This is a genomic window from Pseudomonas fluorescens (assembly GCF_902498195.1).
In the GTDB taxonomy this organism is placed as follows: domain Bacteria; phylum Pseudomonadota; class Gammaproteobacteria; order Pseudomonadales; family Pseudomonadaceae; genus Aquipseudomonas; species Aquipseudomonas fluorescens_BU.
Genome location: NZ_CABVIY010000002.1, coordinates 911,967 through 929,036, shown reverse-complemented (window position 1 = coordinate 929,036; position 17,070 = coordinate 911,967). Strand labels below are relative to the sequence as shown.

Below are 17,070 nucleotides of genomic sequence, written 5' to 3'. Positions count from 1 at the left end.
GATTACTGGTCGCTGAGCCCCAACAGGCTGCGAGCATATTGCTCAAGCGGCGGGCCCATCAGGTCTTCTGGTTTTTCGTCGTGGAACGTCAGTAAACCGCCACGACTCTTGATACGTGCAGTATCAATCAAATACTGGGTGCTGGTCTCGATCAACATGATCTGAATCACGCCGGAATCGATGCCAAGGCGATCCACGGCCTCTTGATCCAGCCATTCATCGGAGTTGCCGATACGGTCATCGGACTTGGCGAAGCGGGTATAGAGCAGGTAATGGGCACCGGCTGCACGGGCTTCGCCCATGGCCTGGTCAAGACCTTCCGGGGTGCGCGCGCGGCGGACCATCGGGAAGTATTCGACAAAGCCGTCGAAGGCGACTTCGGCGATGACGTTGGGGCGTGGGTAAACGGCGCTGCCCGGCGGTACGAAGGCGCCCTGGGCAATGTAGACGAACGAGTCCGGCTGAATGCGCAGGTTGTTCACGCGGCGGCTGTCGCTGTGATCCAGCAGGCCCGCGTCGCTCATATGGTAGCGAGTCCCTTCGGCCATATCGCTGACATTCATGCAGCCACCGAGCGCCAAAACGGCCAGCAGCAAAACCAGGCTACGCATCCTATCCTCCAGAGGCCGGTGTCGGAAAACCGGCGAATGGTCGTGGGATGCAGCTTTTGCGCCAGCTCGTGTTCAGCGGTGCCTGAACTGACCTCTTCGCGGTCAAGCCCGCTCCCACAAGGAATTGCGCAAACCCTGTGGGAGCAGGCTTGCCCGCGAAAAGGCCGGATCAGCCGCCGATGATTTTCATGACGGTCGCACCACCCGAGAACGCCACTTCCTGCTTGTCACCCAAGGCTTTCACCAACAGCCTCTGCAATGCCGGCAAGGCTTGATGACGCGGCTTGTCCAGCAAGTCGCCGACGTAGTGCCGGTTACTCGACGACAGGCAGCCGTGCAGCCAGCCCGTGGAGGACAGGCGCAACCGTGAACAGGTACGGCAGAAAGGCACGCTTTCATTGGCGATCACGCCAAAATGCCCCAACCCCGGGATCGCGTAGCGCACCGCCGTCGCATCCACCGGCGCATCGGCCTGCAGGTACTCGTAATGCTCACCGATCAGGCTCAGCAACTGCTGCAGGCTGACGAACTGTTGCAGGAAGGCGTTGGAGTCACTGGCCAGGTGGCCCATGCGCATCAGCTCGATAAAGCGCAGCTCATAGCCGCGTTCCAGGCAGTAGTCGAGCAGCGGCATGACCTGGTCGAGGTTCTGACCGCGCAGCGGCACCATGTTGACCTTGATTTTGAGGCCGGCCGCCCGGGCCTGTTCCATGCCGTCGAGCACGGTTGCCAGGTCGCCGCCACGGGCGATGCCGCGAAAGGCACTGGCGTCCAGGGTATCGAGGGAAACGTTGATGCGCCGGATGCCGGCGTCCACCAGCAGCGGCAGCTTTTTCGCCAGCAATTGACCGTTGGTGGTCAGGCTGATGTCGTCCAGGCCCATCTGCCCGACTGCGGTCATGAAGGTTTCGAGCTTCGGGCTCACCAGCGGTTCGCCACCGGTGATGCGTAAACGCTCGATACCCGCCGCTTCGATCAGATAGGCCACGCCGCGCGCCATGGCTTCGGCCGACAACTCATCCTGCGCAGCCACCAGCCGCTTGCCGTTGGGCACGCAGTAAGTACAGGCGTAGTTGCAGGCGGAGGTCAGGCTGACCCGCAAATTGCGAAAACGCCTGCCTTGACGGTCAACGATCATGATCACTCCGGCGGAAGAATATTCGGACCGCTAAAACTTGACTCACAAATCAAGTTTTAGCAAGTCCCATGCCTGAGTATATTCCTGCGGTACTGCGCCCAATAGCGAATTAATGGCGCAATCAGGCTGCTGAATGATTCAGCTGCTCGGGGTGTCGGTATCGCGCTTGCGCTTGTTGCCCATGCGCACGCCGATGTCCATCAGGAACTGGAAGAAACCTTCCTGATCTTCCAGCACATTGCTCCAGAATGGCGAGTGATACAGCGCCACGGCACCGTGCACCAGCGCCCAGGACGCGCAGTAGTGGAAGTAAGGCGGCACGTCTTCAAGCTTGCCTTCGCTGATCCGGCCCTTGATCAGCAGGGTCAGGCGTTCGAAGTTCGAGGCGCGAATCTTGTGCAGCTCTTCGATCATCTCCGGCACTTGATTGCCCTTGACCACCTTTTCTTCCAAGCGATCGAACAAGCGATAACGTTGCGGATCGCGCATGCGGAATTCGAAATAAGCGCGGGACAGGGCTTCCTTGTCCTTGTCGACGTCGGCCGAGTGCAGCAGCTCGTTCAAATCGCGCTCGTAGTCGAGCATCAGACGCAGGTAGATCTCGGCCTTGGACTTGAAGTGCTTGTAGATTGTGCCTTTGCCGATACCGACGGCATCAGCAATCATCTCGACGGTGACACTGTCTTCACCTTGTTCGAGGAACAGCTTGAGCGCGGTATCGAGAATTTCTTGCTCGCGGCGACGAAACTCACGGACCTTACGAGGTTCTTTATGCATAAGAAAAGGTCTGTAGGGGTCAAAATTCGAAGCCGCGTATTATGCCTAAATTACGCAAAAATGCACGGATCATCCGACCATATATGTGTTTCGTGAGTATTTCCGGCAGGCTCGGCCGTTGATGAGAACTCTTCTGAAGCGCCCGTATTCCAAATTTGTTTAAAAACCGTGCCCGACAAACTGGACTCGGAGAAATACTGATCAATACTTCAACTGTCGGCGGTACATCTCCCCCAAGTGTCACGCCGATATTGGTACCAACGGACCGCGTGCCATTGTTTTACTCCTAATGGTCTTAACCCGGATTCACCCCCCAGAACCCGGGTTTTTTTTGCCTGCGATTTAACCTTTCACATGCGCCAGCGGGAACAGGCGCTTGAAGTTCTGCGTCGTCTGCTCGGCAAACCGGTCGTAGGACTCACCCCGCAACATTGCCAGAAATTCCGCCACCTCACGTACGTACTGCGGCAGGTTTGGCTTGCCACGATGGGGGATCGGCGCCAGGTACGGCGAGTCCGTTTCCACCAGCAAACGATCGGCCGGCACCTTGCTCGCCACATCACGCAACGCATCGGCATTGCGGAACGTGACGATCCCGGACAGGGAAATGTAATAACCCATGTCCAGTGCGGCCTTGGCCATGTCCCAGTCTTCCGTGAAGCAATGCAACACGCCCGCCTGGGGTAGCGCCGCCTCACGCAGCAGGTTCAAGGTGTCGGCGCGGGCACCCCGGGTATGGATGATCACCGGCTTGCCGGTCTGCTGCGCGGCTTGCAGGTGCAACTTGAAGGATTGCTGCTGCAACTGCGCCGCTTCCGGCTCGTAGTGATAGTCCAGGCCGGTTTCGCCGATCGCCACCACGCGTGGGTGATTGAGCTCCTGCAGCAGCCAGTCCAGCGCCGGTGCCGCACCCGGTTGTACATCCAGCGGGTGCACGCCGACCGAGCAATCGACATCGTCATAGCGCTCGGCCAGGGCCTTGACCTCGGCAGCGTTGTCGACGCTCACACCGATACACAGAAAGTGCCCGACCCCGCGCAGGCGAGCCGCATCGAGGGCAGCATCCAGTGAGCCGTCATGGGCGGCGAGGTCGAGGCGGTCGAGGTGGCAATGGGAATCTACGAGCATAAAGGGCTGCAACTTACATCGTGTGAGTGGGACGGTCGGATTTATGGGCTCCGGCCAAATGGGTTTCGATTCGACTGCGCGCGGTGTTGTCGCCGTCGTTGAACTGTACGCCGACCCCGGCCGCGCGGTTGCCCTGGGCGCCCTTGGGGGTGACCCAGGTGACCTTGCCGGCCACGGGGATCTTTTCTGGCTCGTCGAACAGGTGCAGCAGCATGAACACTTCGTCGCCCAACTTGTAGCTCTTGTTGGTCGGGATGAACAGGCCGCCGTTCTTGATGAACGGCATGTAGGCCGCGTAAAGCACGGACTTGTCCTTGATGGTCAGCGACAAAATACCGTTGCGCGGCCCCGGACTGACAGATTCATTCATGCGGAACTCCACTGCTGAGCGCTTCTGATGACCAGCAGAGTCTAGGCGCAGACACTCACCTCTGGATAGGCAACGATGCCCATTGCACCAAAAGTGCCTCCAGCAGCAACACCCGGTTGAGGTTGGCTTTGCTCAAGACTTTCTGGCGCTGGGCGAGGATCCAGTCCTGGATATCGAGCACCTTGTCCTGCGCGGTTTTCTGCGCCAGGTATTGAACGACCTTGCGCATGTCCGTCAGCCCCAACCCTGCTTCATCCTGGGTCAGCTGGTAGCGAAGGATCAGGCTCGACCAATCGCAGAACCAGTCGAACAGCAGCAACAGGGGAATCGCATTCCAACCTTCGGCCAGCTGCGTCGGCGATTGTTGTTGCTTGAGCAGCTTCTTCACGCCCTCGACCACCTGCGCGCGTTGTTCGCGCACGCCCTGGGCCTGCAGATTGACGGCGGCCAAGGGCGACCCGGCGGCCAAAGTCAGCAGTTCGATGCGTTCTTCTTCCGAGCAGTCGGGCAAGGATTGCGCCAGCCAGGCCAGGCTCATGGCCTCGCTCGGCAGCGGACAAGCCTGTTGCACGCAACGGCTCTTGATGGTCGGCAACAGACGACTGGGCTGGTGGCTGACCAGCAGCAGCACCGTGTCGCCAGAGGGCTCTTCCAGACTTTTGAGCAAGGCGTTGGCGGCGTTGATGTTCATCGACTCGACCGGCTCGATCAACACCACCTTGCGGCCACCCAGCTGTGCGGTCTGGGCCACGAAGCCGACCAGATCCCGGACCTGGTCCACCTTGATCGCCTTGTCGGCCTCTTCCGGCTCCAGAATGTAGTTATCAGGGTGGCTGCCGGCCTTGAGCAACAGGCAGGATTTGCATTCGCCGCAGGCATCCTGTGCGGTCGGGCGCTGGCACAGCAGGCTGGCCATCAATCGCTCGGCCAGGGCCCGCTTGCCGATTCCCGCCGGACCATGCAGCAGATAGGCGTGAGCGTGCTGCTTGCGACCGGCCAGCTGCTGCCAGAGGCTGTCCTGCCAGGGATAGGCTTCAGCCACGGGTCAACCCCAGCAGGCGCGGCAACAGGTCATCCAGGGATTGCTGGACCTGCGCCAGCGGTTGCGCCGCGTTGACCAGCACATAACGCGCCGGCTCCGCCGCTGCGCGCTGGAGGAAGGCACTGCGCACGGCATCGAAAAAGGTCCGGCCTTCCAGCTCGAAACGATCCAGGCGCCCACGGGCGCTGGCGCGGGCCAGCCCCACCTCAACCGGCAGGTCGAAAATCAGCGTCAGGTCCGGGCGCAGGTCTCCCTGGACAAAGGTTTCCAGGGTCGCGATTCGCTCCAGTGACAAGCCGCGGCCGCCGCCCTGATAGGCATAAGTGGAATCGGTGAAGCGATCGCACAGCACCACCGCACCGCGAGCCAATGCCGGGCGAATCACTTCGGCCAGGTGCTGGGCGCGCGCGGCGAACACCAAGAGCAACTCGGTATCCGGGTTCATCACTTCGTCGACGGGTGCCAACAGCACCTCTCGGATGCGCTCGGCCAGTGGCGTGCCACCCGGTTCGCGGGTCAGCACCACTTCAATACCGGCGGCGCGCAGGCGCTCGGCCAGGTATTCGCGATTAGTACTCTTGCCAGCGCCTTCCGGGCCTTCCAGCGTAATAAACAAGCCAGTCACAGGCAGTCCTTAATCAGAGTCATTGCGGGCTTTGCGGTGCGTTTGCATCCGGCTCGGGCGCGGTGGCGGGCGCAGGTTCAGGTGCGGGTTCTTGCGGCTGCACCGGCGGCAGAGCCTCGGGCGCGGTGTTCGGCGAAGCGGCCGGGATCGGCGCCTCATCCTGTACAGCCTGCGTCTGCGGCGCTTGAGCGTCGGCGGCCTGTGACTCCGCAGCCGGCGCTGGCGAAGCTTCGGGCGCGCCGACCGGCGCCGGGCTGGAGCGATAATCGGCGCGTCGCTTGAGCTGGAACTCTCGCACGGCGTTGTTGTGAGCGTCCAGGTCGTCGGAGAACACGTGACTGCCATCACCACGCGCCACGAAGTACAGGCTGTTGCCCGCCACCGGATTCAACGCCGCATGGATCGCTTCGCGGCCCACCATCGCAATCGGGGTCGGCGGCAGGCCGGCAATCACGTAGGTGTTATAGGGCGTCGGTTCCTTGAGATGGGCGCGGGTCAATTTGCCGCTGTATCGATCGCCCAGGCCATAGATCACCGTCGGATCGGTCTGCAACAGCATGCCGATCGCCATGCGCCGCACGAAGACGCCGGCAATCTGCCCGCGCTCCTGTGGCACACCGGTTTCCTTCTCCACCAGCGAGGCCATGATCAGGGCTTGATACGGTTCGGTGTACGGCACGTCGGCCGCACGCTGGCTCCACTCTTTCGACAGCACTTCATCGAGGCGATCATAGGCTGTCCTCAACAGTTCGGCATCGGTCATGCCCCGCACGAAGCGGTAGGTGTCGGGGAAGAAGCGCCCTTCAGGGAAAACCCCGGCATGGCCGAGCTTGTCCATGACCTGGCTGTCGCTCAACCCTTCCAGGGTGTGGTCCAGCTTTTCCTCTCGGGCCAGGGCGGCGCGGACCTGATGGAAGTTCCAGCCCTCGACCAGGGTCACGCTGTACTGGACCATTTCCCCGCGTTTCCACAGCTCGATCAGGCCTTCGACGGTCATGCCGGGCAGCATGCGGTATTCACCGCTGTGCAGGGGTTGTTTAGGCAGGTTGAAGCGCCAATAGACGCGCAACCAGAAAGCGTCCTTGATCAGGCCATCGGCTTCAAGGCGCAGGAAAGTACGGTTGGGTGTGGTGCCCTTTGGCACCTCCAGCAGTTCTTCCTGGGTGATATTCAGCGGCTGCACGAGCGCCGAGTGAATTTTCCAGGCCGAAGCGCCCAACATCAGCCCTGCCAGAACCAGTCCGGTTTCCAGCAGCAGCAAGAATTTACGTCTCACGTATCAAGCATCCAGTAGCGCGCGGGCAATGGTTTGGAGTTTACGGGTGAGCGGCCCAACCGGCCAGCTCAGTGCGGCATAGGCATTCACCGGCCAAACGCCATAGACGCTGTTGCAGACAAAGACTTCGTCAGCGCCTTGCAGCTGCTCGAGCGTGATATCGGTGATGTGCAGGGGGATGCCCAACGATTCGGCCTGGGACAATAGTTCGGCACGCATCACACCTTCAACGCCGCAGCAGCTCAAATCCGCTGTGGTCAATACGCCGTCACGCACCAGGAACAGGTTGCTGAAAACGCCCTCGATCACGCGACCGGCCTGATCGAGCATCAAGCCTTCGGCATGTTCGGTGTCCTGCCATTCGGCGCGCGCCATCACCTGCTCAAGACGGTTCAAGTGCTTGAGACCTGCGAGAAGGGGCTGGAAGGAAAGTCGCGTGGTGCACGGGAACAGGCGAATGCCCTGCTCTGCATGGGCGCTCGGATAAACCGCGGGAGGGTTGCCCGACAGGATGCGCCGGGCCGGGGCCGAAGGATCAAAAGCGTAACCGCGCAGGCTGTCGCCGCGGGTCACGATCAGCTTGAGCACACCTTCGTTCAGTTGCTCGGCATAGGTCAACACTTCGGCGACCACAACCCCCTGATCCAGATTGATCGCCAACCGCCGGCAGCCCTTGGCCAGCCGCACCAGATGACGATCCAGCAAGACCGGAAAGCCATCATGCACGGCGATGGTCTCGAACAGCCCATCGCCGTACGCCAGGCCGCGATCCTTCAGCGACAGTGCGTCTGCCGGCTGACCATCGACCCAGGTGTCCATCAACCTGCGAACCGGCGGAACACCAGCGAGCCGTTGGTACCGCCAAAACCGAAGGAGTTGGACAGGACCACATCGATGTCCATGTTGCGCGCAGTGTGCGGCACGAAATCGAGGTCGCAGCCTTCGTCCGGCTCATCGAGGTTGATGGTCGGCGGCGCGACCTGGCTGTTGATCGCCAGGACGCTGAAAATCGCCTCGACCGCACCGGCCGCACCCAGCAGGTGACCGGTCATGGACTTGGTCGAACTGACGGCCAGCTTGTAGGCGTGTTCGCCGAACACCGACTTGATCGCATTGGCTTCAGCGAGGTCGCCGGCCGGGGTCGACGTGCCGTGGGCGTTGACGTATTGCACCTGATCGCCATTGATCTTCGCGTCGCGCAAGGCGTTGGTGATGCAACGTGCAGCACCTGCGCCGTCGGCGGGCGGCGACGTCATGTGGTAGGCATCGCCACTGGTACCGAAGCCGATCAGCTCGGCATAGATGGTCGCGCCGCGCGCCTTGGCGTGCTCCAGTTCTTCGAGCACCAGCGCACCGGCGCCATCGGACAGCACGAAGCCGTCACGGCCCTTGTCCCATGGACGGCTGGCGCGAGTCGGCTCGTCGTTGCGGGTCGACAGCGCACGGGAGGCACCGAAGCCGCCCATGCCCAGGCCGCAGGCCGCCATCTCGGCGCCGCCGGCAATCATCACGTCCGCTTCGTCGTACATGATGTTGCGGGCAGCCATGCCGATGCAGTGGGTACCGGTGGTACAAGCTGTCGCGATGGCGTAGTTAGGCCCCTGTGCACCCAGGTGGATGGACAGGAAACCGGAAATCATATTGATGATCGAGCCGGGGACGAAGAACGGAGAAATCCGTCGTGGACCGGTCTCGTGCAGCGTGCGGCTGGTTTCTTCGATATTGGTCAGCCCGCCAATGCCCGAGCCCATGGCGACGCCGATGCGCTCGCGGTTGGCGTCGGTGACTTCCAGGCCGGCGTTGCACACTGCCTGAAAACCTGCGGCCAGACCGTACTGAATGAACAGGTCGAGCTTGCGGGCTTCCTTGACCGACAGGTATTCCTCGACATTGAAGCCCTTTACCGAGCCGCCAAAACGGGTGGAATAGGCAGAAAGGTCGGTGTGTTCGATCAGACCAATGCCACTGCGGCCAGCCAGAATGCCCTGCCAGCTGCTTGGCACATCCGTGCCCAGTGGCGACAACATACCCATACCGGTGACTACGACGCGTCTACGCGACACAGCACTCTCCTTTTTCTAATGACGACTTTGCATCAGGCCTAAAGAAAAAACCGCACGCCATGATGGCAGTGCGGTTTTTCCATGACAGCAAGCAACGATTACAAACTATTACGCCTGGTGGGCAGTAACGTAGTCGATTGCAGCTTGTACAGTAGTGATCTTCTCAGCTTCTTCGTCAGGGATTTCGGTCTCGAATTCCTCTTCCAGAGCCATCACCAGCTCAACGGTGTCAAGGGAGTCAGCACCCAGGTCTTCAACGAAGGAAGCAGTGTTGACCACTTCTTCTTCTTTAACGCCCAGTTGCTCGGCAACGATTTTCTTGACGCGCTCTTCGATGGTGCTCATACCTTGTTTTCACTCCTAATGGACAAATTCAGGCAGCTGGCCAGTGGGTAAGTGTATAGAAAGACTTTTCAGCTTTTCAACTGAAAAGCTTCACTCCTCAAACCCGGTGACCCTCTGCCTATAAATAGATTGCAGCTTTATAACGGATTTTAGACAGCTCGTATGACATTTTTTTGAAGCAATCCGTCACATTTAACTCATGTACATCCCGCCGTTCACCGGGATTGTAGCCCCAGTCACGTAAGCCGCACCGTCGGACGCAAGAAAAGCGACCACAGACGCGATCTCTTGAGCTTGCCCCAGACGACCCAGCGGAATCTGCGTCTGCAAGGCTTCACGCTGTGCCTCGGGCAGTTCGCGGGTCATATCGGTATCGATGAACCCTGGGGCTACCGAGTTTACCGTAATCGAACGCGAACCGACTTCACGCGCCAGTGCGCGGCTGAAACCTTCCAGGCCGGCCTTGGCGGCAGCGTAGTTTACTTGGCCTGCGTTGCCCATGGCACCCACAACCGAACCAATACTGATAATTCGTCCCCAGCGGGCTTTGGTCATGCCGCGCAAAACGCCCTTGGACAGGCGGAACAGACTGTTCAGGTTGGTATCGACAACGTCATGCCACTCGTCGTCTTTCATGCGCATCATCAGGTTATCGCGGGTGATACCGGCATTGTTGACCAGGATCGCCGGCGCACCGAACTGCTCCTGAATGCTCGCCAGGACAGCCGCCACGGACTCGTCGCTGGTGACGTTGAGCTCCAGGCCGGTGCCCTGAATACCGTTTTCCTTCAGGGTGGCGGCAATGCGCTCGGCCCCTGAAGCGGAGGTCGCGGTGCCAACGACGATGGCGCCCTGACGACCCAATTCCAGGGCGATAGCCTGGCCAATGCCACGGCTTGCACCGGTGACCAGTGCAACTTTACCTTGCAGACTCATGCAAGTTTCTCCTGATTCAGGCCAGCGCTGCACGGGCGGCAGCGAAAGCGTCTGGGGTATTGAGGTTGGAAGTCGACACGCCCTCGGCGCAGCGTTTGTTCAGACCGGCCAGCACTTTGCCAGGCCCGCATTCGACCAGTTGGGTCGCGCCTTTGGCGGCCAGCGCCTGGACCGACTCGACCCAGCGTACAGGCTTGTAGAGCTGCTCAAGCAGATCACGCTTGAGGGTTTCCAGATCAGCCGGCACCTCGGCGCTGACGTTCTGCACCACAGGAATCTGTGGGGACTGCCAGTCGATCGCGGCGATCGATTCGGCGAATCGCTCGGCGGCCGGACGCATCAGCTCGCAGTGAGACGGCACGCTGACCGGCAGCGGCATGGCGCGCTTGGCACCACGCGCCTTGCAGCCTTCGATGGCACGCTCGACCGCCGCCTTGGCACCGGCGATCACCACCTGACCCGGGGAGTTGAAGTTGACCGCGCTGACCACTTCGCCTTGCGCCGCTTCGGCACAGGCTGCCAGCACATCGGCATCGTCCAGCCCCAGGATCGCAGCCATGCCGCCCTGCCCAGCCGGTACGGCTTCCTGCATCAGCTTGCCGCGGGTTTCCACCAGCTTCACGGCGTCGCCCAGGCTCAGACTACCCGCCGCGACCAACGCGCTGTATTCACCCAGGCTGTGACCGGCAACATACGCCGGACGCGCGCCGCCTTGCGCCAGCCACAGGCGCCACAAGGCGATCGAGGCGGTCAGAATGGCCGGTTGGGTTTTATCGGTTTGATTGAGTTGCTCTTCCGGCCCTTGCTGGGTCAGCGCCCACAGGTCGTAACCCAGGGCATCGGAAGCTTCTTTGAATGTTTCGAGGACAACCGGATGTTGCGCGCCCAACTCGGCCAGCATGCCGAGGGACTGCGAACCCTGTCCCGGAAAGACGAATGCGAGGGAAGCAGACATGTAACAAGCCCCTAATGATCTTGTCGTCGGAGAATTGACGTCCCGCTCGGGGGGACGCAAGAAACTGACAGTTGGATGGCCAATTGAACTGAGCGGTCACATTTAAGCATTGTCCGACGAAAACGCCTAAAGCAACAAATCCTCGAGACGACCGTGTATGCGTTCCGGCAGGTTTTCCTGAATCTCGATCAAGGCACGGGAAATTGCACTCTGAAACCCCTGGACCCCCGCAGAACCATGACTCTTCACCACAATACCCTGCAACCCGAGGAAGCTGGCACCGTTATGCCGGGCCGGGGCCAGGTCGGCTTGCAGGCGCTTCATCAGCGGCAAGGCCAATGCGCCGACCATACGCGACGGCAGGCTTTTCTTGAACAGCGCCTCGATACGCCCGGCGATCATGGTGGCGAGCCCCTCGCTGGACTTGAGCAGGATGTTGCCGACAAAGCCGTCACACACCACCACATCCGCCTCGCCACGGTACAAGCCGTCGCCTTCGACGAAACCGATGTAGTTGATACCACGGGCACGTTGCAGCAAGGTTGCAGCCAGCTTGACCTGCTGGTTGCCCTTGATGTCTTCGGTGCCGATGTTCAACAAGGCCACGCGCGGGCGCACGATCCCCAGGGTTTCTGCGGCGACCGAGCCCATTACCGCAAACTGCAACAGGTGCTCCGCGCTGCAATCGACATTGGCGCCCAGGTCAAGCAACTGGCAGTAACCTTTCTGCGTCGGAATCGCCGCGACCATGGCCGGCCGATCAATACCCGGCAACGTCTTGAGGACAAATCGCGATAACGCCATCAGCGCCCCGGTATTGCCGGCACTGACACACGCCTGGACCTTGCCGTCACGCAACAGTTCGAGCGCCACGCGCATCGACGAATCAGGTTTGCCGCGCAGGGCATGGGCCGGTTTTTCGTCCATGGCGATGACTTCGGACGCCGGGACAATCGACAGGCGCGCGCGATCCACAGCCGATTGGCCAGCGATCAATTCTTCAAGGAGGGAGGGTTGACCGACGAGGGTCAGGTACAGCGAGGGCGTAGCAGACAGGCAAGCGAGGCTGGCCTGGACAATGCTGCGGGGACCGAAGTCCCCGCCCATTGCGTCAATCGCGATGACTTGAGCGGACAAGTGATTACTCGTCAGCGCCCTTGTCGATCACTTTACGGCCACGGTATACGCCTTCTGGCGATACGTGGTGACGCAGGTGAACTTCACCGGTGGTTTTTTCTACAGACAGGGTGCTAGCCTCGAGAGCGTCGTGCGAACGGCGCATGTCACGGGCAGAGCGGGATTTTTTGTTCTGCTGAACAGCCATAATTGATTAACTCCTAAACGTTTGGGTCACGCTTTAACTGCGCCAATACACTGAACGGGTTGGACCGCGTTACCTCGTCCTCGCTCGGTTCGGGCTCATCTGCTCCCGCCGGCTGCTGGCATTCTTCCGGATGATGAGCAGGCACAATGGGCAAGGCGAGCAGAAGCTCCTCCTCGATCAGTGACTGCAGATCCAATGGATCTTCGCCCAGTTCCAGCACGTCATAACCTTTCGGCAACGACTGGGTATTCGCACCCTCCTTCACCACAGCATAACTGCATTCGCTATGGATCGGCAGGGTGACCAGCTCAAGACAACGCTGGCAAACCATTTTGACTTCAGTGTCGATAAAGCTGTGGATCACCACAGATTTACGTTCATCTCGTTCAAAAACGAATTTAGCCTGCACCGTACCGACATTGTCGGAAAGCGGGTCGCAGAGTCTCTCCAAATCGGCCAGCAGCATTTCACCTTGAAGGGTGGTGCCACGATCAGCCAATTTGCGCGGGTCAACGTGAGGTGGAATCGGGTCATTCAACATAGGCGCAGCATTATAGGGATGCACCCGCCCTTGTCAAAGGAAATTCAGCCCTGTCCGTCACTTGCAAGCCTCCGCTAGAATCCGCACCTGCCTGACGGAGATACACATGCTGCCTTTATTACTCGCTTCCAGCTCGGTTTATCGCCGGGAATTGCTGGCCCGCCTGCAACTGCCGTTCACCTGCAGCTCGCCGGATATCGACGAAAGCCATCGCCCAGGCGAGAGTGCCGTTGATCTGGTAAAACGCCTCGCCGAACAAAAAGCGCGGGCGCTGGCGACCCGCCATGGCGCCCACCTGATCATCGGCTCTGACCAGGTCGCCGTGCTCGGCGACCGGATCATCGGCAAGCCACACACCTTCGAAAAAGCCCGCGAACAGCTGCTGGCCGCCAGCGGCACCAGCGTGACGTTCCTCACGGGGCTGGCCCTGCTCAACAGCCAGACCGGCCATTGCCAGGTCGACTGCATCCCCTTCACCGTACACATGCGCACGCTCGACACCGCACGCATCGAACGCTACCTGCACGCAGAACAACCCTACGACTGCGCTGGCAGCTTCAAGGCTGAAGGCCTGGGTGTGAGCCTGTTTCAGGGCACCGAAGGCCCTGATGCGACCAGCCTCGTCGGCCTGCCACTGATTCGCCTGGTGGACATGCTACTGACGGAAGGCGCGCAGATTCCCTGAAAGCAAAAGATCGCAGCCTGCGGCAGCTCCTACGAGGATTCATGTCTTCCTGTAGGAACTGCCGAAGGCTGCGATCTTTTTATGCAACCGGACCGTTAGCGCAACGATGGACCGTTAAAGCCCATCCACATCGCCAAATGCTCCGCCACGCTGGCACCCAGCTTTTTCGAGAAGCGGTCGAACGGCGATTCCTGAACAGTGAAGTCCACCAGTTCTTTCTCGCCGATCACATCACGCGCCACGGAGCTGGCATTACCCAGGCCATCGATCAACCCCAGCGGCAGCGCCTGCTCACCGGACCAGACCAGCCCGGAGAACAGCTCCGGATGCTCCTTGTCCTTCAGGCGCTCGCCACGGCCCTGCTTGACGCTGTTGATGAACTGCTTGTGCGTGGTGTCGAGCACACCCTGCCAGAACGCTGTTTCCTCGGGTTTCTGTGGCTGAAAAGGATCAAGAAACGATTTGTGCTCACCAGAGGTGTAGGTGCGACGCTCGACCCCCAGCTTCTCCATGGTGCCCACGAAGCCGTAGCCGGCCGCCGTCACACCAATGGAACCCACCAGGCTCGCCTTGTCGGCATAGATCTGATCGGCCGCGCTGGCGATGTAATAGGCACCGGACGCACCCAGATCCGAAATCACAGCATACAATTTGGTTTCCGGGTGCAGGCCACGCAGACGACGAATCTCGTCATAGACGTAACCCGATTGCACCGGGCTGCCACCCGGACTGTTGATTCGCAGGATGACGCCCTTGACCTTGTCATCCTCGAAGGCGGCGCGCAGGCTGCCCACGATATTGTCAGCGCTGGCCGGCTCCTTGTCGGCGATCACGCCGATCACATCAATCAGCGCCGTGTAGTTGCCGCTGCGAGTGGCAGCCTTTTCCATATCCATCAGCGGCGTGAACAGGAGCAGCGCGCCGAACAGGTAAACAAAGGTCAGCAGCTTGAAGAAAATCCCCCAGCGACGGGACCGACGCTGCTCTTGCACACCGGCCAGCAGTGTCTTTTCCAGCAGCTTCCAGCTTTTGTCGTCACCGTTCTCTGCGCTCGCCTTGGCGGGCGCTTTCCATTCGTCGGTCATGCCATCTACCCCAGCAAAAACGTATTAAGCCCGCTGACTCAGCCAGGCATGCAATTCTGAAAAGCGATCAATGGCCAGCCGTGGCTCGAACAGTTTCAGTGCCTCGATCGACTGGGCGCCATAGCTGACAGCCACCGAGTCCATGCCCGCATTGCGCGCCATCTGCAAGTCGAAGGACGAGTCGCCAACCATCAGCGCCTGCTCCGGACGAACTTCGCAATGGGCAAGGATCTGTTCAAGCATCAACGGATGCGGCTTGCTGGCGGTTTCGTCAGCCGCACGCGTGATATCAAAATAGTCTTCCCAACCATGGGACTTCAGCACCCGATCCAGCCCGCGACGCGCCTTGCCGGTCGCGACCGCCAGGTGATAACCCTCGACCCGAAACGCCTCCATCGACTCAACCACGCCCTCGAACAAGGGCGAAGGCACAGCCTCCGAAGCGATGTAGTGATCCGCATAGTGCTGGCGAAAAGCTACCAGCTCCGCATCGCCGATGTCGGGATACAAGGTGCGGATCGCCTCGGGCAGCCCCAGGCCGATGATGCCCTTGACAGCGAAATCATCGCGCAATGCAAAACCGGAGCGCTCGGATGCCACGTGCATCGCTTCGACAATCCGACCAATGGAATCGGCCAGCGTGCCATCCCAATCGAAAACCAGCAGCTTGTAATCAGAAGGGTGCACTCAGGCGCTCCACAGTCTTGGCCCACATCTCATCGACGGGCGCCTGAAGCTTCAGCTCGCCACCATCGGGCAGCGGTACAGTCAGCATGTAGGCGTGCAGGAACAGGCGCTTACCGCCCAGGTCACGGATTTCCTTGCTGAAATCGTCATCGCCGTACTTGGTGTCACCGGCAATGCAGTGGCCGGCATGCAGGGTATGGACGCGAATCTGATGAGTTCGACCAGTGATGGGCTTGGCCTCGATCATGGTGGCAAAGTCACCGAAGCGACGCAGGACCTTGAACACGGTCACCGACTCCTTGCCCTCCTCCTCGTCGACCTCGACCATACGCTCACCGGAACGCAGATTGCTCTTGCCCAGCGGGGCACGGACCTGCTTGATCGAAGAGGCCCAATTACCGCGAACCAGCGCCATGTAGCGCTTGTCGACGCCATCGCCGCGCAACGCTGTGTGCAAGTGGCGCAGCATGCTGCGTTTTTTGGCAATCATCAGCAGGCCGGAGGTGTCACGGTCGAGACGATGAACCAGCTCAAGCTCCTTGCAATCCGGCCGCAGCTGGCGGAATGCTTCGATCACACCGTAATTCAGGCCACTGCCGCCGTGAACGGCAATTCCGCAAGGCTTGTTGACCACGATCAGCGCCTTGTCCTCATAGACAATCGAGGCTTCGAGGCGCTGCAGCAGCCCTTGGGCCAGGGGCACCGGCTCGTCACGCTCAGGCACGCGAACCGGCGGCACGCGCACGATATCGCCCGCCTGCAGCTTGTATTCGGGCTTGATCCGACCTTTGTTCACCCGCACTTCGCCTTTGCGCAAAATGCGGTAAATCAAGGTCTTGGGCACGCCTTTGAGCCGAGCGAGAAGGAAGTTATCAATACGTTGGCCGGCATATTCCGGCGAGACCTCAAGCAGTTGTACGCCTGGGGTCGAGGGGGCAGTAGTCGTCATGACGCGGATGATATCAATTTTTTATGGAATTGAAGCACTTAATCATTACTGCTATAGTCGCGAACGCCGCCAAAAGCGGCCTGGACAGCGGACCAACGGTCAAAAACCGGCCCTGACCATCGCAATTCACCAGGACGCGAGGCCGTCCTACGGGGCTTTCGCTACGTAACGGTGGAGTTTGCAGGTGTAACAAGCGCAGGTGACATGAGGCCTGAATCACGCCGCAGAGCAGAGTTTTCACTCGCTATGCGAGCCCATATTCATGGCCAGTTCACAAAGTGCAGTCAGCTGCGAATGACCCCGAGCGAACGCTTCGGAAACAACGCCTAAATTAGCCATGATGCGTGACCTCCCCTTTCGGAGCTCACGGTAAATGCCAACCCGCTGCGGATTCTGCGCGCGGCAGCACCCGAATTATCAGGGATACGTGTAGGGTGGAGATGCACAACCGCTGGACTGTGTAGCATTAGGCTTTATCAAGACGCTTCATCTCGTCCACAGCCGCCGGTTGATTCCTCCTCCTGACTGAGTGC

The 17,070-nt window shown here is 60.2% G+C and carries 20 protein-coding genes; 1 reads left to right on the top strand and 19 read right to left on the bottom strand.

The genetic code is table 11. The features are described from left to right. Nucleotides 1-2 precede the first annotated feature (2 nt). From F8N66_RS09825 to F8N66_RS09750, 16 genes are all read right to left on the bottom strand, one after another. Nucleotides 3-611 carry a DUF4823 domain-containing protein gene (locus F8N66_RS09825; protein WP_150769967.1) on the bottom strand — a complete coding sequence of 203 codons (609 nt, stop codon included), beginning with the start codon at nt 609-611 and terminating at the stop codon, nt 3-5. A gap of 169 nt (nt 612-780) precedes the next feature. Continuing rightward, the gene (locus F8N66_RS09820; RefSeq protein WP_150769966.1) at nt 781-1,749 is read right to left on the bottom strand and encodes a GTP 3',8-cyclase MoaA; all 969 of its coding nucleotides are present in this window, start codon (nt 1,747-1,749) and stop codon (nt 781-783) included. A 138-nt stretch (nt 1,750-1,887) separates the two neighbouring features. Continuing rightward, the gene (locus F8N66_RS09815; protein ID WP_034149949.1) at nt 1,888-2,526 is read right to left on the bottom strand and encodes a TetR/AcrR family transcriptional regulator; all 639 of its coding nucleotides are present in this window, start codon (nt 2,524-2,526) and stop codon (nt 1,888-1,890) included. A 342-nt stretch (nt 2,527-2,868) separates the two neighbouring features. After that, nucleotides 2,869-3,654 (bottom strand): TatD family hydrolase, encoded by a 786-nt coding sequence (locus F8N66_RS09810; RefSeq protein WP_150769965.1) that lies wholly within the window; start codon nt 3,652-3,654, stop codon nt 2,869-2,871. A 13-nt stretch (nt 3,655-3,667) separates the two neighbouring features. Further along, a complete protein-coding gene (locus F8N66_RS09805; protein WP_150769964.1) occupies nt 3,668-4,024 on the bottom strand; it encodes a PilZ domain-containing protein in 357 nt (118 codons plus the stop codon). A gap of 55 nt (nt 4,025-4,079) precedes the next feature. Beyond that, nucleotides 4,080-5,066, bottom strand: a complete 987-nt coding sequence (locus tag F8N66_RS09800; RefSeq protein WP_150769963.1) for a DNA polymerase III subunit delta' — start codon at nt 5,064-5,066, stop codon at nt 4,080-4,082. Further along, nucleotides 5,059-5,691 carry a dTMP kinase gene (tmk, locus tag F8N66_RS09795; RefSeq protein WP_150769962.1) on the bottom strand — a complete coding sequence of 211 codons (633 nt, stop codon included), beginning with the start codon at nt 5,689-5,691 and terminating at the stop codon, nt 5,059-5,061. The genes F8N66_RS09800 and tmk overlap by 8 nt, the downstream gene beginning before the upstream one ends. 19 nt (nt 5,692-5,710) lie before the next feature. Beyond that, nucleotides 5,711-6,967, bottom strand: a complete 1,257-nt coding sequence (gene mltG, locus F8N66_RS09790) for an endolytic transglycosylase MltG (protein WP_150769961.1) — start codon at nt 6,965-6,967, stop codon at nt 5,711-5,713. A gap of 3 nt (nt 6,968-6,970) precedes the next feature. Then, nucleotides 6,971-7,786 (bottom strand): aminodeoxychorismate lyase, encoded by an 816-nt coding sequence (gene pabC / locus F8N66_RS09785; protein ID WP_150769960.1) that lies wholly within the window; start codon nt 7,784-7,786, stop codon nt 6,971-6,973. Then, nucleotides 7,786-9,030 (bottom strand): beta-ketoacyl-ACP synthase II, encoded by a 1,245-nt coding sequence (gene fabF / locus F8N66_RS09780; protein WP_150769959.1) that lies wholly within the window; start codon nt 9,028-9,030, stop codon nt 7,786-7,788. Before fabF ends, pabC begins: the two co-directional genes overlap by 1 nt. Nucleotides 9,031-9,138: 108 nt before the next feature. Further along, complete coding sequence (gene acpP / locus F8N66_RS09775) at nt 9,139-9,375, bottom strand: acyl carrier protein (protein WP_007987170.1); 237 nt, start codon at nt 9,373-9,375, stop codon at nt 9,139-9,141. Nucleotides 9,376-9,567: 192 nt separating this feature from the next. Then, complete coding sequence (gene fabG / locus F8N66_RS09770; protein WP_007942004.1) at nt 9,568-10,311, bottom strand: 3-oxoacyl-ACP reductase FabG; 744 nt, start codon at nt 10,309-10,311, stop codon at nt 9,568-9,570. 16 nt (nt 10,312-10,327) lie between these two features. Then, complete coding sequence (gene fabD / locus F8N66_RS09765; RefSeq protein WP_150769958.1) at nt 10,328-11,266, bottom strand: ACP S-malonyltransferase; 939 nt, start codon at nt 11,264-11,266, stop codon at nt 10,328-10,330. Nucleotides 11,267-11,392: 126 nt separating this feature from the next. Continuing rightward, nucleotides 11,393-12,403: a phosphate acyltransferase PlsX gene (gene plsX / locus F8N66_RS09760; protein ID WP_150769957.1), complete on the bottom strand. Its 1,011-nt coding sequence runs from the start codon at nt 12,401-12,403 to the stop codon at nt 11,393-11,395. 4 nt (nt 12,404-12,407) lie between these two features. Further along, nucleotides 12,408-12,590: a 50S ribosomal protein L32 gene (rpmF, locus tag F8N66_RS09755; RefSeq protein WP_003179396.1), complete on the bottom strand. Its 183-nt coding sequence runs from the start codon at nt 12,588-12,590 to the stop codon at nt 12,408-12,410. Nucleotides 12,591-12,603: 13 nt separating this feature from the next. Continuing rightward, on the bottom strand, nt 12,604-13,131 hold the full coding sequence (locus F8N66_RS09750; protein WP_007942001.1) for a YceD family protein: 528 nt from the start codon (nt 13,129-13,131) through the stop codon (nt 12,604-12,606). 106 nt (nt 13,132-13,237) lie between these two features. Here F8N66_RS09750 and F8N66_RS09745 point away from each other — a divergent pair, with 106 nt between their 5' ends. Continuing rightward, the gene (locus F8N66_RS09745) at nt 13,238-13,816 is read left to right on the top strand and encodes a Maf family protein (protein WP_150769956.1); all 579 of its coding nucleotides are present in this window, start codon (nt 13,238-13,240) and stop codon (nt 13,814-13,816) included. A gap of 95 nt (nt 13,817-13,911) precedes the next feature. Here the strand turns inward: F8N66_RS09745 and F8N66_RS09740 are convergent, their stop codons facing one another. From F8N66_RS09740 to rluC, 3 genes are read right to left on the bottom strand one after another with little or no spacing between them, the layout of a single operon-like run. Next, on the bottom strand, nt 13,912-14,901 hold the full coding sequence (locus F8N66_RS09740) for a S49 family peptidase (RefSeq protein WP_150769955.1): 990 nt from the start codon (nt 14,899-14,901) through the stop codon (nt 13,912-13,914). A 24-nt stretch (nt 14,902-14,925) separates the two neighbouring features. Continuing rightward, entirely contained in the window at nt 14,926-15,588 is a 663-nt protein-coding gene (locus F8N66_RS09735; protein ID WP_150769954.1) for an HAD-IA family hydrolase, read from the bottom strand. Next, nucleotides 15,575-16,537 carry a 23S rRNA pseudouridine(955/2504/2580) synthase RluC gene (rluC, locus tag F8N66_RS09730; protein ID WP_150769953.1) on the bottom strand — a complete coding sequence of 321 codons (963 nt, stop codon included), beginning with the start codon at nt 16,535-16,537 and terminating at the stop codon, nt 15,575-15,577. The genes F8N66_RS09735 and rluC overlap by 14 nt, the downstream gene beginning before the upstream one ends. Nucleotides 16,538-17,070 lie beyond the last annotated feature (533 nt).